The organism is Perlucidibaca piscinae DSM 21586, from assembly GCF_000420045.1.
GTDB classification, from domain to species: domain Bacteria; phylum Pseudomonadota; class Gammaproteobacteria; order Pseudomonadales; family Moraxellaceae; genus Perlucidibaca; species Perlucidibaca piscinae.
Genome location: NZ_ATUE01000005.1, coordinates 22495 through 45181, shown reverse-complemented (window position 1 = coordinate 45181; position 22687 = coordinate 22495). Strand labels below are relative to the sequence as shown.

Below are 22687 nucleotides of genomic sequence, written 5' to 3'. Positions count from 1 at the left end.
CAATCACACCACGATGTTGACCAGCTTCTGCTTGACCACGATGACCTTTTTCGGCGCGGCGCCAGCCATGAAGCGCCGGGCATCCGGATTGGCCAGTGCTGCCGCCTCGATGTTGGCCTGGTCGGCGTCTGCCGGCACCTCGATCTGGCCGCGCAGCTTGCCGTTGACCTGGATCATCAGGGTCAGGGTATCACGCGCCAGCGCTTCCGGATCGGCGACCGGCCAGGTGGCGCCGACCAGGCCGCCATCATGGCCGAGCTCGCGCAGCAGCTGATGGCCGATGTGCGGCACGATGGGCGAGAGCAGCAGCACCACGCTGTGCAGGGCTTCGCGCTCCAGCGCCAGGGCCTGGCCCGAGGCGCTGTCCGTGGCTGGCGCGGCGTCCAGCTTCTGCACCGCGTTGAGCAGCTCCATGACCGCAGCGATGGCGGTGTTGAAGGTCAGGCGGCGGCCGTAGTCGTCACTGACCTTGGCAATGGTCTCGTGCAGCTTGCGGCGCAGCGCCTTCTGGTCGGCATCGAGTGCGTTCCTGTCCAGGGCCGGTACGGCACCCTTGGCCAGATGCGTGTGCACCAGCTTCCAGAGGCGGCGCAGGAAGCGGCTGGCACCGTCGACGCCGGCATCCGACCATTCCAGCGACTGCTCGGGCGGTGCCGCGAACATCATGAACAGGCGGGCGGTGTCGGCGCCGTGCGAGTCGATCAGCGACTGCGGATCGACACCGTTGTTCTTCGACTTCGACATCTTCTCCATGCCGCCGTGGATGACCGGCAGGCCGTCGGCGGTGAGCACGGCACCGGTGATGCGGCCCTTGTCGTCGCGGCTCAGGGTGACATCGGCCGGGTTGATCCAGTCCTTGCCGCCGTTGTCGAGCTCGCGATAGAAGGTGTCGGCCACCACCATGCCCTGGGTGAGCAGGTTGCGGAAGGGTTCGTCGCCCTGCACCAGGCCTTCATCGCGCATCAGCTTGTGGAAGAAGCGCGCATAGAGCAGGTGCAGGATGGCGTGCTCGATGCCGCCGATGTACTGGTCCACCGGCAGCCAGTGCTGCGCGGCGGCCTTGTCCACCATGCCGGTGTCGCACTGCGGTGAGGCATAGCGGGCGTAGTACCAGGACGACTCCACGAAGGTGTCCATGGTGTCGGTCTCGCGCTTCGCGGCGCCACCACAGGTCGGGCAGGTGGTCTCGTAGAACTCGGTCATGCGCGCCAGCGGCGAGCCGGCGCCATCGGGCACGACGTGCTCGGGCAGCACGACAGGGAGCTGGTCATCCGGCACCGGCACGTCGCCGCAGCTCGGGCAGTGGATGATGGGGATGGGGCAGCCCCAGTAGCGCTGACGCGAGATGCCCCAGTCGCGCAGGCGGAACTGGGTCTTGCGGACGCCATGGCCGCAGGCCTCCAAGGCGCTCACGATGCTGTCGAAGGCGGCGCCGACGTCGAGGCCGTCCTGGGCGCTGCCGTTGGCGGTGACCAGACCGGTCTTGTCGCCATACCAGTCCTGCCAGACGCTGGTGTCGACCCGTGCGCCATCGGCCTTGCGATAGACCGGCTCGATGGGCAGGGCGTATTTGGTGGCGAAGGCGAAGTCGCGCTCGTCATGGGCCGGTACCGCCATCACCGCGCCGGTGCCGTAGCCGCCGAGCACGTAGTTGGCGATGTAGACCGGCAGCTTGCGGCCGTTGAGCGGATGGATGACGAACTGGCCGGTGGCCATGCCCTTCTTCTCCATCGTCGCCATGTCGGCCTCGGCGACGGAGCCGGCCTTGCACTCGGCGATGAAGGCCTGCAGCGCCGGGTTGTTCTCTGCGGCGCGTACGGCCAGCGCGTGCTCGGCGGCGACGGCGACATAGGTCGCGCCCATCAGCGTGTCGGGGCGGGTCGAGTAGACGGTGAGCTGTCCCGGGCTGCCGATGCTGGCCTCGTCGTAGTCGAACACGATGTCGGCGCCATGGCTCTTGCCGATCCAGTTGCGCTGCATGGTCTTGACCTGTTCCGGCCAGCCGTCGAGCTGGTCCAGGTCATTGAGCAGCTGCTCGGCATACTGCGTGATGCCGAAGTAGTACATCGGGATCTCGCGCTTCTCGACCACCGCCCCCGAGCGCCAGCCCCGGCCGTCGATGACCTGTTCGTTGGCGAGCACGGTCTGGTCGATGGGATCCCAGTTCACCGTGCCGGACTTCTTGTAGATCACGCCCTTGCGGAACAGGCGGGTGAACAGCCACTGCTCCCAGCGGTAGTAGTCCGGCTTGCAGGTGGTGACCTCGCGTGACCAGTCGATGGCAAGGCCCAGTGACTTGAGCTGGCCCTTCATGTAGTCGATGTTGGAATAGGTCCACGCGGCCGGTGCCACGCCGTTCTTCATGGCGGCGTTCTCGGCAGGCAGGCCGAAGGCGTCCCAGCCCATGGGCTGCAGCACGTTGAAGCCGTTCATGGCCTTGTAGCGGCTGACAACGTCACCGATGGTGTAGTTGCGCACATGCCCCATGTGCAGCTTGCCGCTGGGGTAGGGGAACATGGACAGGCAGTAGTACCGGGGCTTGCCGGAGTGGTCATCGGCACGGAAGGCGTCGGCCTGTTGCCAGTCGTTCCGGGCGGCGGTCTCGAGGGTGGCCGGTTGATACTGTTCTTGCATGGTCAAGCGCTCTGCGAAAGGACGGCGTCGCGGCCTGCAGCATGCAGGTCTGACGCGGGAATCGACGATAACGGCCACGGCGGGGTGCGACCGCGGCAAATGCCCGCTAGGATACTCCAGCCGCCGACGTCACGGTACCGCCGTCGCGTGGTCTCTGCCCCGTCAATCGAGAGCGCTGAATGAGTCTGACACCGTGGATGGAGCTGTTGCTGCTGCCGCCAGGCCCCATGCTCTGGCTGAGCCTGTTCGCCCTCTGCCTGCTCTGGCGCGGCCGCCGGCGCAGCGGTCTGGCGCTGGGCCTGTTCAGCTGTCTGGCCCTGTATCTTGCCGCGACCCCGATGGGGGCGTCCTGGGTGGCGCGGCCGCTGGAGTCCTCGGTGCTGCCGGTGCAGGATCTGCAGCAGCTGCGCAGTGCCGGCTACCAGGCCATCGTCGTGCTCGGGGGCGGGCGTGATCCGCAGGCCATGGAGTTTGGCGGCCGTGATGTGGCCAATGCTACGCTGCTGGTGCGACTGCGCTATGCCGCGCATGTCCAGCGCCAGTCCGGTCTGCCGCTGCTGGTCACCGGCGGCCTGCCGCGTGGCGGCCAGGTGGCCGAGTCGGAGCTGATGGCAGACAGCCTGCGTCAGGATTTCGGCGTGCCGGTGCGCTGGCAGGAAAGCCTGTCACGCACCACCCGCGAGAATGCCGAGCTGTCAGCGCCGCTGCTGCAGGCCCAGGGCGTGCAGCGCATCGTGCTGGTCAGCCATGCCGTGCACCTGCCGCGCGCACGCGCCAACTTCGAGTCCGTCGGGTTTGTCGTGCTGCCGGCGCCTACGGGCTACACCCTGGCCCCGGGCAGCCTAACGCGCAGCGAGCGCTGGCTGCCGCAGCATGAAAGTCTTGCCGCGACCCGGCGTGCCGGCCATGAATGGCTGGGCCTGGCACGCGACAGGGTGCTGGCGCTGCTGCCCTGATTCCGCGCCCAGTGATGGCGCTTCCGTTTTCCGCATGACTTGAAGAGGATGATTCACGATGGCATTCACCACGCTGCTGCTCGAACACCCGGTGACCGGCGCCCAGAAGCAGGCGCCGGTCGGCGTGTCCTGGACGGTGCTGTTCTTCTGCTTCTTTCCGCCACTGTTTCGCGGCGACATCAAGTGGGGACTGATCATGCTGGCGTTCTGGCTGCTCAGTGCCGGCCTGTTCAGCTCCTGGCTGGTGCATCTGGTGTTCATGTTTTTCTACAACAAGCTCTACATCAAGGAGCTGCTGGCCGAGGGCTACCAGGTGCGCAGCCTGGACGAGGCGCAGCGCCAGCGCATCGTCAATCACCTCGACATGCGCCTGCCCATGCATCCTGACAGTGCCACGGGCGGCTGAGTCATGAGCGAGTTCATCCTGCATCACTACGCCCTGTCGCCGTTCTCGACCAAGATTCGCGCCATGCTCGGCCAGGCCGGCCTGGACTGGCGCTCGGCGATCACCCGCGAGATGCCGCCACGACCGGTGCTGGAGGTGCTGGCCGGTGGCTATCGCAAGATTCCGGTGGCGCAGATCGGGGCTGACGTGTTCTGCGACACCCGCGTGATTGCCGAAGAGATCGCGCGGCTTTCCGGGCAGCCGCAGCTGGCGCTGGCCGGTTGCGAGCCGGATGCCCGCGCGCTGGCGGCACGTGCCGACAGTGCGCTGTTTGTCGACTGCCTGATGGCGGGCAGCACGCTGACGGCCGGGCGTCGCATGTGGGCGGCGATGTCGGCGCTGGACATCGCGCGTTTCTTCGTCGACCGCATTCGCGTCGGCCGTCATGCCCGCATCAAGGCGCGTTCGCCGCAGGGGGCGCCGGCGCGCATCCGTGGCGTTCTCGCCGAGCTGTCGGAGCGTCTGCACGCGAGCCCGTTCCTGTTCGGCGAGCACCCCTGCCATGCCGATTTCTCGGTCTATCACACGCTGTGGTTCCTGACCGAGGTTGGTGGCTCGACGCTGGTCAACGAGTTTCCGCGCGTGCGCCAGTGGCAGCAGCGCCTGCGTCAGCAGGGCGAGGGCAGGGCGCAGCCGCTGGCGCCCGAGGACACACTGCTGATTGCACGGCTGGCACGACCACGCGCGTTGCCGGCCGATCAGGTCGGTGATTCCCTTGTCGGCCGTCAGGTGCGCATCGCGCCCGTCGACTATGCCCGCGAGCCGACCTTCGGCGTGCTGGTCGCGGCCACGCCGACACGCTGGATCCTGGCGCGCGAACATGCCGAGGTCGGTCTGCTGCACGTGCATTTCCCGCGTGACGGCTACCAGCTCGACGAGGCCTGAGCAGGCGCCGGCACCGGGGCGTCACTGGAAGCGCAATGCCTCGATGGGCTTGAGCGCGGCGGCGCGGTTGGCCGGGTAGAAGCCGAAGAAGATGCCGATGCCGGCCGCCACCGTGAATGCCAGCAGCAGCGAGCCCAGGGTCACGATCACCAGCAGGTCGGCGGCCTGCGCCACGGCATAGGCGCCCGCGATGCCTAGCCCCACGCCCAGCAGGCAGCCGGCCAGCGAGATCACCACCGCCTCGAGCAGGAACTGCAGGCGGATGGCCTGCGGCCGGGCGCCGATGGCCATGCGTATGCCGATCTCGCGGGTTCGCTCGGTGACCGACACCAGCATGATGTTCATGATGCCTATGCCACCCACCAGCAGCGAGATGCCGGCGATGGCGCCGAGCAGCAGGGAGAGCACGGCGGTGGTCTCGGCGGCGGTGTTGGCGAGCGCGGTCAGGTTCTGCACCGTGAAGTCGTCCTCGGCATCGCCGCTGAGCCGGTGCTGACGTCGCAAGGTCTCCTTGATCCCGATCTCGACATCCGGCATGGCCTGTTCGCTGACGGCCTGCACCATGATCATGCGTACCGAGCTGCGGAAGCGGTTGCCGGCCAGCTTGCGCTGCGAGGTGGTGACCGGAATCACCACGGTGTCATCCTGGTCACGGCCATCCAGGCTCTGGCCCTTGGCGGCCAGCACGCCGATGACCTGGAACGGCACGTTGCGGATGCGCAGCGTCTCGCCGAGCGGATCGGCATTGCCGAACAGGTTCTCCGCGACCTTGGCGCCGAGCAGCACGACCTGCGCGGCGGCCTGCTGTTCCTGGCGATCGAAGCCGTAGCCGCGGCGCACGCGCCAGTCGCGCACGGTCAGGTAGTCGCTGGTGGTGCCGAGCACGGTGGTGTTCCAGTTCTGGGTGCCGTAGATGACCTGAGAGCTGCTCTGCACCACCGGTGCGACCGCACTTGCGCCGGGCACCTCCTGCAGGGCGCGGGCATCCTCCAGCGTCAGGCTGGAGGCGCTGCCGGCACTGCTGCGCACGCCGTTGGCACTGGTGCTGCCGGGGACGACAATGAACAGGTTGGCGCCCATGCTGCTGATCGAGGTCTGCACGCGCTCCTGCACGCCCTGGCCGATGGCCAGCATGGCGATCACCGAGCCCACGCCGATGATCATGCCGAGCATGGTCAGGATGCTGCGCAGGCGGTTGGCGCGCAGGGCCAGCAGGGCCTCGCGAAACATCTCCAGGATCATGTCGGCATCCTTGCGGTGCCGAAGGCCAGACCGGCCTGTGCCAGGCCCTCGGCAACGGGACCATCCCAGACCTTGCGGCCATCGACCAGACGCACCAGGCGGCTGGCGTGGCTGGCGATGTCGGCTTCGTGCGTGACCAGCACCAGGGTGATGCCCTGCTCGCGATTGAGCTCCTCGAACAGGCTCATGATGTCCAGGCTGGTGCGGGTGTCGAGGTTGCCGGTGGGCTCGTCGGCGAGGATCAGTGCCGGCCGGTTGATCAGCGCGCGCGCGATCGCCACCCGTTGCTGCTGGCCACCGGAAATCTGGCCCGGCAGGGCCTGCAGGCGGTTGCCAAGACCAACCCGCTGCAGCAGTTCGGTGGCGCGCTGGCGGCGTTCATGCAGGGGCACGCCGGCATAGATCAGCGGCAATGCCACGTTGTCGAGCAGGGAGCTGCGCGGCAGCAGGTTGAAGCCCTGGAAGACAAAGCCCAGGGCACGGTTGCGCAGGTCCGCCAGGGCATTCACCGGCAGGCCTTCCACCGCCTGTCCCGCGAGGCGGTAGCTGCCGGCGCTGGCTGCGTCGAGTCCGCCGAGAATGTTCATCAGCGTGGACTTGCCCGAGCCGGACGGGCCCATGATGGCGACGAACTCGCCTCTGCCGATCTCGAGATGGATGTCGTGCAGGACATGCACCGGGCCGTCGCCACCGGGAAAGTCCTTGGCGATGCCCTGCAGGGAGATCACCGGCGGCATGGGTGCGGTCATCAGCGTCCCATCCGGAACGACAGGCCCTTCTGTGCGGCAGCCACATCATCGCCGGCGAGTCCGACGATCACGCGGCTGCCCTCGCGCAGCTCGCCGGAGAGGACTTCGCTGTACTCGCGATCGCCGAGCCCGACCATGACGGTGATCGCGCGCAGGCGGTCGTCGTCGAGGATCCAGACCGTGCCGCGCTGTGCGCCGGCGCCACTGCCGGCACCCCGGCGCGAGCGCTTGCCGGCGTTGTCCGCCGCTTTTTCCGTGGCGGCACCGGCCAGTTTCGCCACCCCCTCCGGCGGCCGGAAGCGCAGCGCGGCAGTCGGCACCCGCAACACGTCACGACGTGTCTCGGTGGCAATGCTGACGTAGGCGGTCATGCCGGGCAGCAGTTTCTGGTCCGGATTGTCGACGCCGATCACCACGTCGTAGGTCACCACGTTCTGCTCGGTTTTCGGGTTCAGCCGAATCTGCTTCACGCGGCCCTCGAAGGACTGCTCGGGATAGGCATCGACGCGGAAGCGCACCGGCTGGTCGACCCGCACCGTGCCGATGTCGGACTCGGTGAAGTAGGCGTTGATCTGCATCTCGCGCAGATCGCGGGCGATCTTGTACAGCTCCGGGGTCTGGAAGCTGGCGGCCACGGTCTGGCCGACATCGACCGCGCGCGACACCACCACGCCGGATACCGGCGAGCGGATCACGGCATAGCCGAGGTTGACGCGGTCACGGCTGACCTGGGCCTCGGCCTGGGCCACGCGGGCGCGGGCATCGGCCAGGGTCTGGCGTGCCTGGTCAAGCTCCTGCTGCGAGACAAAGCCGTCTCCGGCCAGTGGCTGCACGCGACGCCAGCCGGCCTGTGCCAGGTCGAGTGCCGAGCGCGCGGCTGCCAGTCCGGCCTCGGACTGGCGCAGCTGGGCCCGGAGCAGGGAGTCGTCCAGCTGCATCAGTACCTGGCCAGCCTCGACCCGGTCGTTGAAGTCGGCGGTGTAGGCGGTGACGATGCCGGACACCTGGGTGCCCACCGACACCAGCGTGACCGGATTGAGCTGGCCGTTGGCCGCCACGCTGCGCGTGATGTCGCCGCGGTCGACGACGGCATCCTCCAGCGCGGGCAGGTCATCACCCTGCTGGCAGCGCACCAGCGCCAGCACGGTCAGCAGCAGCACGGGCAGGCCCCAGAGCAGGCGTCGGCGGGTCAGGGTAGGGCGGTTCATGGCGTGGTTTCCTGGTCAGGCCGGGACAGCAGCGGATCGGGGTCGCGGATCAGCAGGCCGCTGGCACGGGCCAGTTCGAGTCGGGCGGCAGCCCAGTCATGACGTGCCCGCGCCTGCTGCTGGCGGGCGTCGGCGAGGTCGTCCTGGGCACGCAGCAGGGTCAGCAGGTCACCAAGACCGGCCTGGTAACGGGCCAGCGCGGCCCGCGTGGCTTCGCTGGCCGACGCCAGCAGCTGGTCACTGGCATCGACGCGCGCGCGCGCCGTGACCAGGCCATGCCAGGCCTGCCATACCGCGAGGCTTATCTGCTGCTCGGTCTGGCGAATGGCGATGTCGGCGAGCGCGATGCTGCTGCGCGCCGCCTCTTCCTGCCAGGTCTGGCGACCGCCGGTGAACAGGGGCACGGTGGCCGTGAGCGCGACCTGTCCGCTGTCGATGCGTCCGTCGCTGTCACGCGTGTCGCTGCGACTGGCGGAGACACTGAGCTGGGGCAGGCGCTGGGCAGCCAGGCGATCCAGCTCCGATTCGGCGGCGTCACGGCTGGCGAGCTGGGCCAGGCGGTCGGGATGACGCTGCCGGGCTTCGGCCAGCAGCGTTGCCAGCGCCGGCGGGGCCGGGCTGCGCGCGGGCTCCGGCAGCGTCTCCACCAGGCGGATGGCGCGATCGGCCTCGTAGCCGGCGGTCACGGCGAGCGCACCGGCACCCGCCGCCAGCTCGCCGGCACGCTGGATCTGCAGCAGCCTGGCCTGGGCCAGCGCGGTTTCCGCCTGCAGCAGTTCGGCCCGGGTGCCCAGCCCGACGCGCAGGCGCTGGCTGGCGGCGCGCACGGTCTCAGCGGCACTGGTCACCGAGGCATCCGCCGCCTGAAGCGCGGCACTTGCCGCCAGCTGACGGAAGTAGGCGGCAATGGCCGCCTGTGCGATCTGCTGGCTGCGACTGTCCAGGCCGGCCTGCAAGGCAGCGAGGGTCTGACGGGCCTGCGCGAGGTTGGCGCGGCGCCCGCCGAAGTCCCAGAGCAGCCAGCTGGCGGACAGACTGACGCCGGTCTGGTCCGGGTCGCTGCCCGGCGCACGGTCGCCGAGCTGGCGACGCTGGCTGGCGGTGGCGTCGAGGCTGGGCAGGAAGGCCGCGCGGGCCACGCCGACCTGCGCCTGCTGGCCCCGGATGCGCTGCCAGGCGCTGCGCGTGTCGACATTGGCGCACAGGGCACGGTCGATGAGCGCCGCCAGCGTGACCGGTTCCGTGCCCAGGTCGACGCAGGCGGCAGCAGGAGTTGGCGCTGGCGATGCCGGAGCCGTGCGCGCCAGGGTCGGCGTGCCGGCCATCAGCAGGCATGCGGCCAGGAGCCCGGTGGCAGTGCGCCGGCCTCGTGAGCGAGGCGGCGGTGACAGGTCATCGGCAAGTCGGTGTTCGGGCACGTTCACGGGCTCCCGGGGATGATGCAGGCGTTCATGCCCAGTCATAACGCTGCGCACGGCCGCTCGCCGACACGGCACGCCGTGGCCGTTCTCAGCCCGGACGCGACAGGGCGGCGCGCAGCGCGGTCTCCAGGGTGGCATGAACGAAGTGGTGGCGAGCCTGCAGCAGGCGGCTGGGGATGACGCGCTGACCATCGAGCAGCAGCGTGGACATCTCGCCCATGGCCAGCTTGATCACCGACGCCGGCACCTTGAGCACGGCCGGACGTCGCAGCAGCTGTCCCAGGGTCTGCGCGAACTCCTGGTTGGTGACCGGCCGCGGGCCGGTGAGGTTGTAGACCCCGGACATCTCGCGGTCGCAGAGCAGGCGCAGGATGACCTGCACGACATCGGGCAGGGAGATCCACGACAGGTACTGGTTGCCGCTGCCGAGAGCTCCGCCGAGGCCGAGGGTGAACACCGGCAGCAGGCGACGCAGCATGCCGCCGCCGGCACCGATGACCACGCCGGTGCGCAGCAGACAGACGCGTATGCCGAGCCGGCTGGCGGCCAGTGCCGCCTGTTCCCAGTCACGACACAGTTCATGCACGAACTCTTCATGCGGCGGGCTGCTCTCCTCGAGCAGCAGATCGCCCTGGTTGCCGTACCAGCCCACGGCCGATCCCGAGATCAGCACTTCCGGCTTGTGCTTCGCCAGGCGCAGCCAGTCGACCAGCGCCTCGGTGGTCATGATGCGGCTGCTGTGCAGCTCGCGCTTGCGCTGGCGCGTCCATGGCCGGTCGGCAATGCCTTCGCCAGCGAGGTTGATGACGGCATCGAAGCGGGTCTCGCGGGAGAGCTCGTCCAGCGAGCCGATGACACGCAGGCGGCCGGCCTCGATCAGGTCGCGGCGTGCGGCACTGACCCGGCTCGGAAAGCGCGTCAGCAGGGTGACGTGATCGCGCGGCTCCTCCGCGGTCCCGGTCAGGGTCGGGACCAGCAGGCTGCCGATGAAACCGGTGCCGCCGGTGATCAGGATGTCCATGTCACGTGCCTCATGTCATTATTTTAATTGGCGCCCAGTCTAGCCAGCTCGCCGACGTTTTTCCAAGACGGCAGCACCGAACATCGGCCGCCGTTCACCATCATGAGGAGTGCAGACATGGCGTTGTTGACCCAGGTGATCACCGGCTTTCTCGGCGCCGGCAAGACCACCCTGATCACGGCACTGCTGGGGGCGCGGCCGGCCGGCGAGCGCTGGGCCGTGCTGGTCAACGAGTTCGGCCAGATCGGCATCGACCAGACAGCCTGGGCGGGTGACGACGTGGTGGTGCAGGAGGTGCCCGGCGGCTGCATCTGCTGCGCCCAGAATCTGCCCATGCAGATCGCGCTCGGGCGCATTGCGCAGATGGCCGGCATCGACCGTCTGCTGGTCGAGCCGACCGGTCTCGGCCATCCGGCACAGATTCTCGCGACCCTGCGCGAGCCGCACTGGCAGCCGCTGCTGCAGGTCGGGGCCACGGTCTGCGTCATCGATGCCCGTCAGCTTACGGATCAGCGGATGACCAGCCACGACACCTTCCAGGCGCAGGTGGCCGTGGCCGATGTGCTGGTGTTCAGCAAGGCGGACCTGCTCGATGCCGGCGACAGGGAGCGGGCGCTGGCGTTTGCCGGCAGCCTGCAGCCGGCGAAGGCGCTGACCGTGTTTGCCGATCCGGCGCATGTCGATGCCGCCTGGCTGGATGTCGCGCCACGCGCGCAGCCGGTGCGCCGCCGCAGCCTGCTGCATCTGGCGCCGACACACGCCATGTCCGCACCGGTCGAGGTGGTGCCGCAGACGCCTCCCTATCACTACCACGAGCAGGCGCTGGAGCATGAGGTCGGCGGCTGGATCCTGCCGGCCGACTGGTGCTTCCGCCACGACGACCTGCTCACGCTGCTGCTGTCCTGGCAGGGGCTGGCGCGTCTTAAGGGGGTGTTCCACACTGACCGGGGCTGGATCAGCGTCAACATCACGCCGGCTGACTGCGGCATCCGCTCGAGCGAATACCGCGCTGACAACCGGGTCGAGCTGATCAGCCCCGACCCGCGTGACTGGGCCGGCGACGAAGCCTCACTGCTGGCGCTGCTGGCGCCAGCGCAGGGCGCCGGCGATGACCAGCACCAGTCCGCACAGCAGCAGCACCGGCAGCACGCCGAGGCGTTGCCAGGGGGTCAGGCCTGAGGCCGGGTAGACCTCGCCGCGCAGCACCCGGCGCTCGAAGCTGGGGATGGCGGCCGTGATGCGGCCCTGTTCGTCGATGATGGCGGTGGCGCCATTGTTGGTGCCGCGCAGAATGTAGCGGCCGGTTTCCAGCGCACGCATGCGTACCATCTGCAGATGCTGGGCAGGACCGATGGAGCGGCCGAACCAGCCATCGTTGCTGATGGTGGCGAGAAAGGCGGTCTCCTGCGACAGGCGCTGCACCAGCGACGGGTAGGCGATCTCGTAGCAGATGAACGGCGCCATGCGGTACTGCTTCACCCCCAGTGGCGGCTGCTCGGCCGGGCCCCAGCTGAAGCTGGACATGGGCAGGTTGAAGAACGGAATCAGGCCGCGCAGCAGGTGCTCGAAGGGCACGTACTCGCCCATCGGCACCAGCTGCTGCTTGTGATAGAGACCGAAGCCGTCACCCAGAGCGACGATGCTGTTGTAGAACAGCACGCCGGTGCGTGACGGATTCCAGGTCGCGTAGGGAACGCCGGTGACAAAGGCGGTCTGATGCTTGAGCGCCTCGCTTTCCAGTTCCATCAGCTCCAGCTGTGCCTCGTGCGCGAACATCGGGATGGCGGCCTCCGGCCACACCACGACATCGCGGCCCCATTCGCTGGCGGTCATGTCACGGAAGATCTTCACCGTCTTGTCACGCCACTCCAGTGCCCACTTGGACTCCTGCGGGATGTTGCCCTGCACCAGGCTGACACTGACCGGCTTGGTGCGGTCAATCTGCGTCCACGCCACCGGCTTGAGCAGGCCGCCGCCAATCCAGAGCAGGCCAAGCATGAGGATGGCGGCGGGTGCCTGCTTGCCCTCGCGCCAGATCGCCATCAGCGCGACGGCGGTGACGCCGGCGGCAAAGCTGACGCCGTAGATGCCGAGCAGCGGTGCCCAGCCGGCCAGCGGCGTGTCGATGAAGCCGTAGCCGGTCATCAGCCAGGGAAAACCGGTGAAGACCCAGCTGCGCAGCCACTCGCCCGCTACCCAGAGTGCCGGCAGGATCAGCCAGAGCCCGCGCGGGCTGCGCAGCACGCCGGCCAGCCAGCCCAGCGGCCAGTACAGCAGGGCCATGACGGCGGCGACAAAGGCGAGCAGCAGCAGCGACAGCGGCCACGAGGTGCCGCCGTAGTCGTGCATGGACACCACCAGCCAGCTCGCGCCATGCAGCCAGAGGCCGACACCGAACAGGTAGCTGAGCAGGGCGGCGCGGCGTGGCGTCTGCTCGCGCAGCAGTTCACTGAACACGCCCAGGGCGAGCAGGGCCACCGGCCACCAGGTCAGCGGGGCCAGTGCCAGCGGCATGGCGGCACCGAGCAGGAAGGCCAGCGGCAGGGCGACACGACGTTGGCGCCAGTCGGCCAGCAGGGAGAAAAGCCTGTTCATGAAATGCCCTGACGATCAGCGGGTGCGGGGTTCGACCTTGAGCAGGCGCAAGCTGCGCGAATCGGCGGCGAGCACGGTGATGCGCCAGCGCTCCAGCTCGATGCTCTCGTCCTTCTCGGGCAGGCGCTCGAAGGCGTTGAGCACGATGCCGGCGATGGTGTCGACGTCGTCGTTGTCGAAGTGGGTGCCGAAGTGCTCGTTGAACTCGGCGATGGGGGTCAGCGCCTTGACCACCCACTCGCGCGGCGCCACCTCGCGGATCATCACGTCCTCGTCGTTCTCGTAGTCATGCTCGTCGTCGATCTCGCCGACGATCTGCTCGAGCGCATCCTCCAGCGTGACCAGGCCGGCGATGCCGCCGTACTCGTTGATCACGATGGCCATGTGGCTCTTCTTGCTGCGGAATTCGCGGATCAGCTTGTCGAGGTGGGTCGATTCGGGCACGAAGAATGCCGGACGCAGATAATCCTTGAGGGCCAGGCGTTCACGGTCCTCGAGCAGCAGCTTGAGCAGGTCCTTGGCGAAGAGGATGCCGAGCACCTCGTCGGGGTTGTCGGCAGCGAGCACCGGAAAGCGCGAGTGCGCGGACTCGATCAGCACCGGAAGAAACTCGCGGAGTTCGTCATCGGCACGGATGGCGACCATCTGTGCGCGCGGAATCATGATCTCGCGCACCTGGCGCTCGGACACCTGCAGCGTGGATTCGATGATGTGCTGGGCCTCGACGTCCATCAGGCCGCGGCTGGCGGCCTCGCGGATGATGGCGATGAGCTCCTCGCGCGTGTTCGGCTCGGCGCTCCAGGCATCGGTGATACGGCTCAGCCAGGACTTCGGACTGTCGCCCGACGATCGACCCTCGCTCATGGTGTGGTGTTCCTCTCCTGATTCGCTCCCGGTGCGGGGGCGGTTTCATCATACGGGTTCTCTATGCCCCAGCGGGCGAGAACGGTTATTTCCAGTGCCTCCATGACCTCGGCCTCGTCATCGTCGAGGTGGTCATGGCCAAGCAGGTGCAGCAGGCCGTGCAGCAGCAGATGCGCCCAGTGCGCCTGCAGTGCCTTGCCCTGGCTGTCGGCCTCGCGGCGCATCACCGGGGCGCAGATGACGAGGTCGCCCAGCGGCAGGGCATCCAGCTCGGGCAGGATGTCCGCCGGCAGATCGGTGGGAAAGGACAGCACGTTGGTGGACTTGTCCATGCCGCGGTAGTCATGGTTCAGCGTGCGGCTTTCCTCGTCACCGACAATGCGCACGGCCAGGTCGAGATCGGCCCCGGACAGCACGCCGGCACGCAGGGCGCTTTCCGGCACCGCCTGCGGGTTGGCGCGCAGCCAGTCCAGGGCGTCCTCCAGCCAGCGCTGCACCTGGGTCTCGTCCAGCAGGTCGGCGGCAGCCAGCTCCGGGTCGGCCTCCAGCCACAGCGACAGGCTCATGACGCCGCTCCGTTGCCGACAGCACGCACCGTGTCCGGACGGCTCGCGGCCTGGGCGGCATCCCAGCGTTCGTAAGCATCGACGATGCGCATGACCAGCGGATGACGAACCACGTCACGTGACTGGAAGCGGGTCACGTGAATGCCGTCGACGCCATCGAGGATGCGCAGGGCCTGGGCCAGGCCCGAGGGCACGCCGCGCGGCAGGTCGACCTGGGTGATGTCGCCGGTGATGACCGCGCGCGAGCCGTAGCCGAGGCGGGTCAGGAACATCTTCATCTGTTCCGGCGTGGTGTTCTGGCCTTCGTCGAGAATGATGAAGGCATGGTTCAGCGTGCGTCCGCGCATGTAGGCCAGCGGCGCCACTTCGATGACCTGGCGCTCGATGAGCTTGGCCACGCGCTCGGCACCGAGCATCTCGTAGAGTGCGTCGTAGAGCGGGCGCAGGTAGGGATTGATCTTCTCCGACAGGTCGCCGGGCAGGAAGCCGAGCTTCTCGCCGGCCTCGACCGCCGGCCTGACCAGGATGATGCGGCGAATCACGTCCTTTTCCAGCTGGTCGACGGCGCAGGCCACGGCCAGGTAGCTCTTGCCGGTGCCGGCCGGGCCGATGCCGAAGCTGATGTCGTGGCTGAGGATCTGCTCGACGTAGCGACGCTGGTTGTCGCCGCGCGGACGGATGGCACCCTTCTTGGTCATCAGCACCGGGCCGTCGACATCATTGTCGCTGCCTGCACGGGGGGCGCTGCTGTCCTGGCCGAGCGCGATCTGCAGCACCAGATGCACGGTCTCCGGGGTCAGCAGATGTGCCTCTTCGGTCTCCACGTAGAGGCGCTCGATGACCTGTTCGGCGACTGCCACGGCGGCAGCCTGGCCGTGCACGGTGAGGCTGTGGCCGCGCATGTGGATCTGCACCTGCAGGCGCTGCTCGATCAGTTTCAGGTGCTCGTGGAACTGTCCGCAGAGCAGGGACAGGCGGCGCGGATCCTGCGGTGTCAGCTCAAGGGTGCGGCGGGTCTGGGCGGGTGTGTTCGTCAAGGCGGGGCTGCGTGTGGCGGAACGTTGACCGATAGTAACCGAAAGCGGTGCGTGATCGCAGCTGCGCACCGGCCGGGCGTCGCCCCGTGATTGACAAGCCGGCAAAAGCGGCTAATGTCGGATTCATGACTGCCTGGTCATGACGGAGTCCCGCTTTTCATGTTCGCACCCAATGCCCGCATTCTCCGTCCCCGCGTTCGCAACAGCCTGCAGGCACATGCCCTGGGCTGGCTCATGTCGCTGTCGGTCCGCCCCATCGCCACCGGCGTGCGCGGTCCGTGGAGCATGCGTCTCATCCGTCAGCTCTACCCCATCACCGGCGTGGTCATGGGAGGGGTGCCTGATCATGTCCAGGTCACCCCGGTGCGACGTGCTGATGTGCGCGGCGAATGGATCTGCCCGGAGGACACGCGTTCGCCCGGAAAAGTCATTCTCTACCTGCATGGCGGTGGCTACTTCTTCGGATCGGCTGCGCAGCACCGTCCCATCACCTGGCGCCTGGCCGACAGTCTGGGGCGCCCCGTGTTCTCGGCCAACTACCGGATGGCGCCGCGCTACACCTTCGAGCACTGGCAGCAGGACGCGGTGGCCTCCTATCGCTATCTGCTGGCCTGCGGCTATCGCGGCGAGGACATCACCGTGGGCGGCGACTCCGCTGGCGGCCATCTCACCCTGGTGCTGCTGCAGACCCTGCGTGACCTCGGCGAACCACTGCCGGGCTGCGCGGTGTGCATCTCGCCCTGGACCGACCTCAGCGAGGTGTCCGTGTCACGGCGCGGCAACGACTGGCGCGACCCCATGCTGCCACCGGACGTGGTGCGTCAGCTGGGGCGCTTCCTGGGGGGCGAGCGTGACCTGCGTCATCCGCTGCTGTCGCCGGTCTACGGCGACTTCAGGGGGCTGCCGCCGCTGTACATGGTGGCGGGCAGCACCGAGATCCTGCGCGATGACGCTCGCCGCACCGCGGTGCGTGCCCGTGAAGCCGGGGTGATGGTGCAGTACGAGGAGTGGCACCGCATGCCGCATGTGTTCCCGCTGTTCGCGGCAGTGCTGCCGGAGGCGCGCAGCGCCTTCCGTCACATCACGCGCTTCGTGGAAGGCGTCGAGCGCCTGCGCACGCTGCCGGTGCAGACCGCGAGCTGATACCATGCGGGTTTGCCGGGCACCCGGGCCGCATGGCCTGCCGGTGTCGGCCGTGCCGCCTTCACTGCCTGTTCGAGACATCATGACTGACCACGCCCATGCCCTGACCCGTGCCGAGCAGAAACGTGTGCGCGAGCTGCACAGCAAGAAGGGGCGGCGCGAGCACGGTGCCTTCCTGGTCGAGGGCCGCAAGAGCGTGCTCGAGCTGCTGGCCTCGGACTGGCCGGTGCTGGCGGTCTATGCGACTCATGATGCGGCGCCGGGTTTTCATGCCGCGGCGTCGGCGCGCGGCCTCGAGGTCATCAGCGTCAGCACCGGCCTGCTCACCAGCCTGAGCACCTTCGAGCACAACGAGCACGCTCTCGCCATTGCCGGACAGCGCACCGCCAGCCTGCAGCCCCTGCGCGCCGGCGAGCTCACGCTGGCCCTGGACGACATCCGTGACCCCGGCAACCTGGGAACCATCTGGCGTCTCGCCGACTGGTACGGGGTGCGTCAGATCGTCTGTTCGGCAACCACCAGCGAGCGCAGCAACCCCAAGGTGATCAGCGCCAGCATGGGCTCCTTCCTGCGCGTGCCGGTGGTCGAGGTCGATCTGCCGCTGTGGCTGGCCAGCCAGCGCCAGGCCGGCACGCCGGTGCTGGGCGCGGTGCTGGACGGGGAGAGCGCGCATGCCGCCGGCAAGCCCTGGCGGGAGGGTGTGCTGGTGATCGGCAACGAGTCGCAGGGCCTGTCGCCGGCAGTGGCCGCGCAGCTGACGCGGCGCCTTAGCATCCCGCGATTCGGTCAGGCCGAGTCGCTGAACGCGGCTGTCGCCACCGGCATCCTGCTCGATGGCTGGCGGCGACAGCTGGCGGGGTGAGCGCGAGGCTCAGACGTTGAAGCGGAAGTGCAGCACGTCACCGTCCTTGACGATGTAGTCCTTGCCTTCCAGGCGCCACTTGCCGGCTTCCTTGGCGCCGGCTTCTCCCTTGTACTGGATGAAGTCGTCGTAGCCGATGCACTCGGCACGGATGAAGCCCTTCTCGAAGTCGGTGTGGATGACGGCGGCGGCCTTGGGCGCGGTGCAGTTGACCGGGATGGTCCAGGCGCGCACTTCCTTGACGCCGGCGGTGAAGTAGGTGTGCAGGTTGAGCAGGCCGTAACCGGCGCGGATGACGCGGTTCAGGCCCGGCTCGTCCATGCCGAGGTCGGCGAGGAAGGCGACCTTGTCGTCCTCGTCGAGTTCGGCGATCTCGGCTTCCAGCTTGTTGCAGATCGGCACCACGATGGCCTTCTCGCTGGCGGCGAGTTCGCGCACCTGATCCAGCATGGGGTTGTTGTCGAAGCCGTTCTCGTCAACGTTGGCGATGTACATGGTCGGCTTCAGGGTCAGCAGGCCGTAGGACTTGATGACGAAACGCTCTTCCGGCGACAGCTCGACGCTGCGCGCAGGGTGGCCTTCGTCGAGGGCCGGCTTGAGCTTTTCCAGCACGCTCTTGATGGCCTGGGAGTCCTTGTCGCCGCCCTTGGCGAGCTTGGTCACGCGCAGCAGCGCCTTCTCGACGGCGTCGAGGTCGGCCAGCGCCAGCTCGGTGTTGATCACGGCGATGTCGTCGAGCGGACTGACGCGGCCGTTGACGTGGATCACGTTGTCATCGTTGAAGCAGCGCACGACGTGGGCGATGGCATCGGTCTCGCGGATGTTGGCGAGGAACTTGTTGCCCAGGCCTTCACCCTGCGAGGCGCCGGCAACGAGGCCGGCGATGTCGACGAACTCCATGCTGGTCGGGATCACGCGCTCGGGCTTGACGATGGCGGCCAGCGCGTCGAGGCGCGGGTCGGGCATGGGCACCACGCCCGTGTTCGGCTCGATGGTGCAGAACGGGAAGTTCTCGGCCGCGATGCCGGCCTTGGTGAGGGCATTGAACAGGGTGGACTTGCCGACGTTGGGCAGACCGACGATGCCGCAGTTGAATCCCATCTGTGTTCTCCTGTCGTCCGCCCTCGGGCGGCGATCTCATGTCTTGGCCTGGAAGCCGTTCAAGGGGTTCATGACGCGCTGCAGGTCACCTGCCAGCAGGGTCGAGGTGTGGCGCAGGGCTTCGCCGATGGCGTCATCCATCAGCGTCTGCTCGCTGGCCGGGGCCTTGCCGAGCACGAAGCCGGTGACCTGGCTCCTGTCGCCGGGATGGCCGATGCCGATGCGCAGGCGATGAAAGCCGTTCTGGTTGCCGAGCGCGCTGATGATGTCGCGCAGCCCGTTGTGACCGCCGTGGCCGCCGCCGGTCTTGAGGCGGATCTGGCCGGGTGCCAGATCCAGCTCGTCGTGGGCGACCAGGATCTCGGCCGGACTGATCTTGTAGAAGCCGGCGAGAGTGCCGACGGCCTGGCCGGAGCGGTTCATGTAGGTGGTCGGGATCAGCAGGCGCACATCCTGTCCGGACACGCTGGCGCGCGCCACCATGCCGTGCGACTTGCTGTCCGGCGTCAGGCGGACGCCGAGCTGGTCGGCGAGGGTGGCGACATACCAGGCCCCGGCATTGTGACGGGTTTCGGCGTACTGCGGGCCCGGGTTGGCGAGGCCGACAATCAGGCGTAGAGGCGTCATGAAGTCATCTCAAACAAAAAAGCGGGGCCTGAGCCCCGCTTTTCTGGTGTCACCGGGGCCGGATCAGTCGGCCTTGGTGGCGTGCACGTTGGCCACGGGCTGGTCGTAGTCGTGACCCAGGGCCAGAGCCGGGATTTCAACGCCGGCCGGCAGCTTGAGGTTCGACAGGTGCAGCGTGGTGCCGACATCGATGTCGGACATGTCGACTTCGATGTATTCCGGCAGGGCGGCCGGGAGGCAGGCGATTTCCACTTCCGAGGTGTAGTGGGTGATGGCGCCGCCACCGACCTTGACGCCAACGCAGGTGTCCTGGTTGGTGAAGTGCAGGGGCACCTTGCGCACCAGCTTCTGGGCGGCATCGACACGCAGGAAGTCGGCGTGCAGCGGAACGCCCTTGACCGGGTGGCGCTGCATGGCCTTGATCACGGCCTGTTGCGGCTGGCCGTCGATGCTGATGGTCAGCACGTGCGAGAAGAAAGCTTCGCTTTCGATGGCCTTGACCAGTTCACGCAGCTCGAGGCTGATCGACTGGGCTTCCTTGCCGGCGCCGTAGATGACGGCCGGGACACGGGCTTCCAGACGACGAAGGCGGCGGCTCGCACCTTTCCCTTCATTCGTCCGGATTTGCGCATTGAGCGTAAAGTTTGCAGCGGACATCTTATCTCTCCAGATTCCCGGACCTGCGACCAGTCCGGGTGGGGTTTCAGCGAGCGACCATTCGCTCGCGGTCTTGTCGTCGCCACGGGCGATGACAAATTCAGGGTCGGCGCGGTGTCAGAACAGTTCGAACATCGCGCTGATGGATTCTTCGTTGTTGATCCGGCGCAGGGTCTCGGCCAGCAGTGCCGACATCGAGAGCTGGCGAATCTTGCCGCAGGCCTTGGCATCATCGGACAGCGGGATGGTGTCGGTCACCACCAGCTCGTCGAGCTGCGAGTTGCGGATGTTCTCGATGGCCGGACCGGACAGCACGGCGTGCGTGCAGTAGGCGACCACGCGACGGGCGCCGTGCTCCTTGAGCGCGGCAGCAGCCTTGCACAGGGTGCCGGCGGTGTCGACCATGTCGTCGACGATGATGCAGTCACGGCCCTTCACTTCGCCGATGATGTGCATGACCTGGGATTCGTTGGCCTTCGGGCGACGCTTGTCGATGATGGCGAGATCCGCGTCATCGAGCTGCTTGGCGACGGCGCGGGCACGCACCACGCCACCCACGTCCGGCGACACCACGACCAGGTTGTCGTAGGCCTGACGCTCGATGTCGGCGAGCAGCACCGGCGAGCCGTAGACGTTGTCGACCGGAATGTCGAAGAAGCCCTGGATCTGGTCGGCATGCAGGTCAACGGTGAGCACGCGGTCGACACCGACCGTGGTCAGCATGTCGGCAACCACCTTGGCGGTGATGGGCACGCGCGCCGAACGCACGCGGCGATCCTGGCGGGCATAGCCGAAGTAGGGGATGACCGCCGTGATGCGACCGGCACTGGCGCGACGCAGGGCGTCCGCCATGACGATCAGTTCCATCAGGTTGTCATTGGTCGGGGCACAGGTGGACTGCAGGATGAAGACATCCTTGCCACGCACGTTGTCATTGATCTCGACCGCGATCTCGCCATCCGAAAAGGTGCCGACATGGGCAGCGCCGAGCGGAATGTGGAGATGGCTGACGACCTTGCGAGCCAATTCTGGATTGGCGTTGCCGGTGAAGACGACGAGGTTTGGCATATGCGGATAGCCTGGCCTGGACTGGAAGAAAATGGCAGGGGCGGCTGGATTCGAACCAACGCATGGCGGGATCAAAACCCGCTGCCTTACCGCTTGGCGACGCCCCTATAGATGATGCATCCGCAGATATTGACGCAGCGCAGTGTGCGCTGGCGACGCATTATATCCACGTGTCACGAACCCGGCTACTGGGCTTTTGCTCAATAACTGTTCAGCCTCACTGCGGGATGTGCATGTTTTGAACAAACACGCTCCAGTACCCGTCATGCGCGCCGAACCCTGCGCTGCAAGCCAGTTTCGTGCCGTTTCCACGGCGGGAGAGAGTGCGCAGACGACTTTTTCGAAGTCGTTTCGACCAGCCCCATCGAGGAAGGCGCGCAGTGTAATCGGGGGGGTATCGCGTGTCAATTCCGGATGTGCAAATGCTTCCGCCGTGGAAACATGGGCCGGCGGACACAGCACCAGGTACCAGGGTTCGGGCAGATCCACCGGGGTCAGGCGCTCGCCGACGCCCTCTGCCCAGGCCGCGTGGCCGCGCACGAACACCGGCACGTCGGCACCCAGCTGCAGGCCCAGCGTGGCCAGCGTGTCCAGGTCCAGGTTCAGTCCCCACAGCGTGTTGAGGGCCAGCAGGGTGGTGGCGGCATCCGACGAGCCGCCGCCGAGGCCGCCGCCCATGGGCAGCTGCTTCTCGAGGCGGATGTCGGCGCCATCGCGACCGTCGCCCCGGTGCTGCAGCAGGCGCGCGGCGCGCAGGATGAGGTTGTCGTCGTCGGCAACGCCCGGCAGTGACGGCGTCAGGGTCAGGACGCCGTCACCCCGTGGCGAGAAATGCAGCAGGTCGGCCCGGTCGATGAACTGGAACACGGTCTGCAGGTCATGGTAGCCGTCCGGCCGGCGACCGGTGATGTGCAGGAACAGGTTGAGCTTGGCCGGTGCCGGCAGGGTCAGGGGCTTCATGGCAGGCTTGCGACCGGTTGCCAGTTGCTGATGCTGAGCACGATGCGGTCCTCGTCGCGGGTCATGATCAGGCGGGACGGGATGCGGTAGCCGGCGGCATCCTGCTCGGCCATGACGCGGACGGTCCAGCCGGATTCGCGGAACTCGCGCACGCCGGCATCTCCGCCCAGGGTGTCGACCGTTGTCGCCGGGTCGGCCGGCCAGCCCATCAGCCAGGCATTCAGGCGTGACAGCGGGATGCGGATGCTGGTCATGGCTTCGGCCAGCCCCTCGGCATCGCCGGATTCACGTCGGCCCAGCCAGGCATTCTCCAGCACCACCTGGCCATTGCGGCTGACCAGCGTGGTGCGGCCCTGGTTGAGCGGACCGGCGGCTTCGGCGCTGTAGTTGTCGCCCTCGCGCTGCCAGCGGTAGGTGGCGCTGATGGTGTTGCCAAGAAAGCGTACGCCGGCCTTGCCATCGGCCTGCCAGGCGCTCAGGCTGCGGGCGTCCGGCAGGGTGGCAGGCGTCTCGACCGGGCGCAGGCTGGCGCAGCCGCCGAGCAGCAGGCCCAGGCTCAGCGCCAGGATCCGCGTGGCGGCGGCGGGCACCGAGGTCGGACGCGGGCGGGCGTCATGCAGGCTGGACAACGTCATCATCCGTGGCG

General features: G+C 67.7%; 22 protein-coding genes and 1 tRNA gene. 6 read left to right on the top strand and 17 right to left on the bottom strand.

Annotation, left to right across the window (positions count from 1 at the left end):
- Positions 1 to 3: 3 nt before the first annotated feature.
- Positions 4 to 2634 (bottom strand): leucine--tRNA ligase, encoded by a 2631-nt coding sequence (leuS, locus tag F595_RS0100285; protein ID WP_022954861.1) that lies wholly within the window; start codon positions 2632 to 2634, stop codon positions 4 to 6.
- Between the two features lie 179 nt (positions 2635 to 2813).
- On the opposite strand from leuS, the gene F595_RS0100280 reads away from it, so the two are divergent.
- The 3 genes from F595_RS0100280 to F595_RS0100270 are packed head-to-tail and all read left to right on the top strand — an operon-like array spanning position 2814 to position 4920.
- Positions 2814 to 3590: a YdcF family protein gene (locus tag F595_RS0100280; protein ID WP_022954860.1), complete on the top strand. Its 777-nt coding sequence runs from the start codon at positions 2814 to 2816 to the stop codon at positions 3588 to 3590.
- A gap of 58 nt (positions 3591 to 3648) precedes the next feature.
- Complete coding sequence (locus F595_RS12005) at positions 3649 to 3996, top strand: hypothetical protein (protein ID WP_022954859.1); 348 nt, start codon at positions 3649 to 3651, stop codon at positions 3994 to 3996.
- Positions 3997 to 3999: 3 nt separating this feature from the next.
- A complete protein-coding gene (locus F595_RS0100270; RefSeq protein ID WP_022954858.1) occupies positions 4000 to 4920 on the top strand; it encodes a glutathione S-transferase family protein in 921 nt (306 codons plus the stop codon).
- A gap of 21 nt (positions 4921 to 4941) precedes the next feature.
- On the opposite strand, the gene F595_RS0100265 is transcribed toward F595_RS0100270, so the two are convergent.
- The 5 genes from F595_RS0100265 to F595_RS0100245 all read right to left on the bottom strand — a co-directional run bounded on the left by F595_RS0100265 (position 4942) and on the right by F595_RS0100245 (position 10561).
- Entirely contained in the window at positions 4942 to 6162 is a 1221-nt protein-coding gene (locus F595_RS0100265) for an ABC transporter permease (RefSeq protein ID WP_022954857.1), read from the bottom strand.
- The gene (locus tag F595_RS0100260; RefSeq protein WP_022954856.1) at positions 6159 to 6911 is read right to left on the bottom strand and encodes an ABC transporter ATP-binding protein; all 753 of its coding nucleotides are present in this window, start codon (positions 6909 to 6911) and stop codon (positions 6159 to 6161) included. The genes F595_RS0100265 and F595_RS0100260 overlap by 4 nt, the downstream gene beginning before the upstream one ends.
- Positions 6911 to 8119, bottom strand: coding sequence for an efflux RND transporter periplasmic adaptor subunit (locus tag F595_RS12000; RefSeq protein WP_022954855.1), 1209 nt, complete (start codon positions 8117 to 8119; stop codon positions 6911 to 6913). Before F595_RS12000 ends, F595_RS0100260 begins: the two co-directional genes overlap by 1 nt.
- Positions 8116 to 9444 (bottom strand): TolC family protein, encoded by a 1329-nt coding sequence (locus F595_RS11995; protein WP_169446910.1) that lies wholly within the window; start codon positions 9442 to 9444, stop codon positions 8116 to 8118. Before F595_RS11995 ends, F595_RS12000 begins: the two co-directional genes overlap by 4 nt.
- A gap of 184 nt (positions 9445 to 9628) precedes the next feature.
- On the bottom strand, positions 9629 to 10561 hold the full coding sequence (locus F595_RS0100245) for a TIGR01777 family oxidoreductase (RefSeq protein ID WP_022954853.1): 933 nt from the start codon (positions 10559 to 10561) through the stop codon (positions 9629 to 9631).
- A gap of 117 nt (positions 10562 to 10678) precedes the next feature.
- Here F595_RS0100245 and F595_RS11990 point away from each other — a divergent pair, with 117 nt between their 5' ends.
- A complete protein-coding gene (locus tag F595_RS11990; RefSeq protein WP_022954852.1) occupies positions 10679 to 11740 on the top strand; it encodes a CobW family GTP-binding protein in 1062 nt (353 codons plus the stop codon).
- Here F595_RS11990 and lnt read toward each other — a convergent pair.
- The 4 genes from lnt to F595_RS11980 are packed head-to-tail and all read right to left on the bottom strand — an operon-like array spanning position 11630 to position 15623.
- Positions 11630 to 13156: an apolipoprotein N-acyltransferase gene (lnt, locus tag F595_RS0100235; RefSeq protein ID WP_022954851.1), complete on the bottom strand. Its 1527-nt coding sequence runs from the start codon at positions 13154 to 13156 to the stop codon at positions 11630 to 11632. The two genes, F595_RS11990 and lnt, sit on opposite strands and share 111 nt — an antisense overlap.
- Before the next feature lie 15 nt (positions 13157 to 13171).
- On the bottom strand, positions 13172 to 14020 hold the full coding sequence (locus F595_RS0100230) for an HlyC/CorC family transporter (protein WP_022954850.1): 849 nt from the start codon (positions 14018 to 14020) through the stop codon (positions 13172 to 13174).
- Positions 14017 to 14586: an rRNA maturation RNase YbeY gene (gene ybeY, locus F595_RS11985; RefSeq protein ID WP_022954849.1), complete on the bottom strand. Its 570-nt coding sequence runs from the start codon at positions 14584 to 14586 to the stop codon at positions 14017 to 14019. The genes F595_RS0100230 and ybeY overlap by 4 nt, the downstream gene beginning before the upstream one ends.
- Positions 14583 to 15623 (bottom strand): PhoH family protein, encoded by a 1041-nt coding sequence (locus F595_RS11980; protein ID WP_051144590.1) that lies wholly within the window; start codon positions 15621 to 15623, stop codon positions 14583 to 14585. Before F595_RS11980 ends, ybeY begins: the two co-directional genes overlap by 4 nt.
- Before the next feature lie 159 nt (positions 15624 to 15782).
- Here F595_RS11980 and F595_RS11975 point away from each other — a divergent pair, with 159 nt between their 5' ends.
- Entirely contained in the window at positions 15783 to 16766 is a 984-nt protein-coding gene (locus F595_RS11975) for an alpha/beta hydrolase (RefSeq protein WP_022954847.1), read from the top strand.
- Between the two features lie 82 nt (positions 16767 to 16848).
- The gene (locus F595_RS0100210) at positions 16849 to 17628 is read left to right on the top strand and encodes a TrmH family RNA methyltransferase (RefSeq protein WP_022954846.1); all 780 of its coding nucleotides are present in this window, start codon (positions 16849 to 16851) and stop codon (positions 17626 to 17628) included.
- Positions 17629 to 17637: 9 nt separating this feature from the next.
- Here F595_RS0100210 and ychF read toward each other — a convergent pair whose 3' ends face one another.
- The 7 genes from ychF to lolB all read right to left on the bottom strand — a co-directional run bounded on the left by ychF (position 17638) and on the right by lolB (position 22679).
- Positions 17638 to 18729, bottom strand: coding sequence for a redox-regulated ATPase YchF (ychF, locus tag F595_RS0100205; protein WP_022954845.1), 1092 nt, complete (start codon positions 18727 to 18729; stop codon positions 17638 to 17640).
- 36 nt (positions 18730 to 18765) lie between these two features.
- Positions 18766 to 19356 (bottom strand): aminoacyl-tRNA hydrolase, encoded by a 591-nt coding sequence (gene pth, locus F595_RS0100200; protein WP_022954844.1) that lies wholly within the window; start codon positions 19354 to 19356, stop codon positions 18766 to 18768.
- Between the two features lie 63 nt (positions 19357 to 19419).
- On the bottom strand, positions 19420 to 20013 hold the full coding sequence (locus tag F595_RS0100195) for a 50S ribosomal protein L25/general stress protein Ctc (protein WP_022954843.1): 594 nt from the start codon (positions 20011 to 20013) through the stop codon (positions 19420 to 19422).
- 117 nt (positions 20014 to 20130) lie between these two features.
- Positions 20131 to 21081, bottom strand: a complete 951-nt coding sequence (locus F595_RS0100190; protein WP_022954842.1) for a ribose-phosphate diphosphokinase — start codon at positions 21079 to 21081, stop codon at positions 20131 to 20133.
- A 32-nt stretch (positions 21082 to 21113) separates the two neighbouring features.
- Positions 21114 to 21188, bottom strand: a tRNA-Gln gene (locus F595_RS0100185).
- Positions 21187 to 22041 (bottom strand): 4-(cytidine 5'-diphospho)-2-C-methyl-D-erythritol kinase, encoded by an 855-nt coding sequence (gene ispE, locus F595_RS0100180; RefSeq protein WP_026913056.1) that lies wholly within the window; start codon positions 22039 to 22041, stop codon positions 21187 to 21189. The genes F595_RS0100185 and ispE overlap by 2 nt, the downstream gene beginning before the upstream one ends.
- A complete protein-coding gene (lolB, locus tag F595_RS14035) occupies positions 22038 to 22679 on the bottom strand; it encodes a lipoprotein insertase outer membrane protein LolB (protein ID WP_022954841.1) in 642 nt (213 codons plus the stop codon). Before lolB ends, ispE begins: the two co-directional genes overlap by 4 nt.
- Positions 22680 to 22687 lie beyond the last annotated feature (8 nt).

Bases quoted from the DNA above. Each gene is read 5' to 3' on its own strand.
- F595_RS12005 (WP_022954859.1), top strand. From the start codon at position 3,649: ATGGCATTCACCACGCTGCTGCTCGAACACCCGGTGACCGGCGCCCAG.
- F595_RS0100265 (WP_022954857.1), bottom strand. From the start codon at position 6,162: ATGATCCTGGAGATGTTTCGCGAGGCCCTGCTGGCCCTGCGCGCCAAC.
- F595_RS11975 (WP_022954847.1), top strand. From the start codon at position 15,783: ATGTTCGCACCCAATGCCCGCATTCTCCGTCCCCGCGTTCGCAACAGC.
- F595_RS0100230 (WP_022954850.1), bottom strand. From the start codon at position 14,020: ATGAGCGAGGGTCGATCGTCGGGCGACAGTCCGAAGTCCTGGCTGAGC.
- lnt (WP_022954851.1), bottom strand. From the start codon at position 13,156: ATGAACAGGCTTTTCTCCCTGCTGGCCGACTGGCGCCAACGTCGTGTC.
- F595_RS0100245 (WP_022954853.1), bottom strand. From the start codon at position 10,561: ATGGACATCCTGATCACCGGCGGCACCGGTTTCATCGGCAGCCTGCTG.
- lolB (WP_022954841.1), bottom strand. From the start codon at position 22,679: ATGATGACGTTGTCCAGCCTGCATGACGCCCGCCCGCGTCCGACCTCG.
- ychF (WP_022954845.1), bottom strand. From the start codon at position 18,729: ATGGGATTCAACTGCGGCATCGTCGGTCTGCCCAACGTCGGCAAGTCC.
- F595_RS0100195 (WP_022954843.1), bottom strand. From the start codon at position 20,013: ATGTCCGCTGCAAACTTTACGCTCAATGCGCAAATCCGGACGAATGAA.
- leuS (WP_022954861.1), bottom strand. From the start codon at position 2,634: ATGCAAGAACAGTATCAACCGGCCACCCTCGAGACCGCCGCCCGGAAC.
- F595_RS11990 (WP_022954852.1), top strand. From the start codon at position 10,679: ATGGCGTTGTTGACCCAGGTGATCACCGGCTTTCTCGGCGCCGGCAAG.
- F595_RS12000 (WP_022954855.1), bottom strand. From the start codon at position 8,119: ATGAACCGCCCTACCCTGACCCGCCGACGCCTGCTCTGGGGCCTGCCC.
- F595_RS11995 (WP_169446910.1), bottom strand. From the start codon at position 9,444: ATGGCCGGCACGCCGACCCTGGCGCGCACGGCTCCGGCATCGCCAGCG.
- F595_RS0100280 (WP_022954860.1), top strand. From the start codon at position 2,814: ATGAGTCTGACACCGTGGATGGAGCTGTTGCTGCTGCCGCCAGGCCCC.
- F595_RS0100260 (WP_022954856.1), bottom strand. From the start codon at position 6,911: ATGACCGCACCCATGCCGCCGGTGATCTCCCTGCAGGGCATCGCCAAG.
- F595_RS0100210 (WP_022954846.1), top strand. From the start codon at position 16,849: ATGACTGACCACGCCCATGCCCTGACCCGTGCCGAGCAGAAACGTGTG.
- F595_RS0100270 (WP_022954858.1), top strand. From the start codon at position 4,000: ATGAGCGAGTTCATCCTGCATCACTACGCCCTGTCGCCGTTCTCGACC.
- F595_RS0100190 (WP_022954842.1), bottom strand. From the start codon at position 21,081: ATGCCAAACCTCGTCGTCTTCACCGGCAACGCCAATCCAGAATTGGCT.
- ispE (WP_026913056.1), bottom strand. From the start codon at position 22,041: ATGAAGCCCCTGACCCTGCCGGCACCGGCCAAGCTCAACCTGTTCCTG.
- pth (WP_022954844.1), bottom strand. From the start codon at position 19,356: ATGACGCCTCTACGCCTGATTGTCGGCCTCGCCAACCCGGGCCCGCAG.
- ybeY (WP_022954849.1), bottom strand. From the start codon at position 14,586: ATGAGCCTGTCGCTGTGGCTGGAGGCCGACCCGGAGCTGGCTGCCGCC.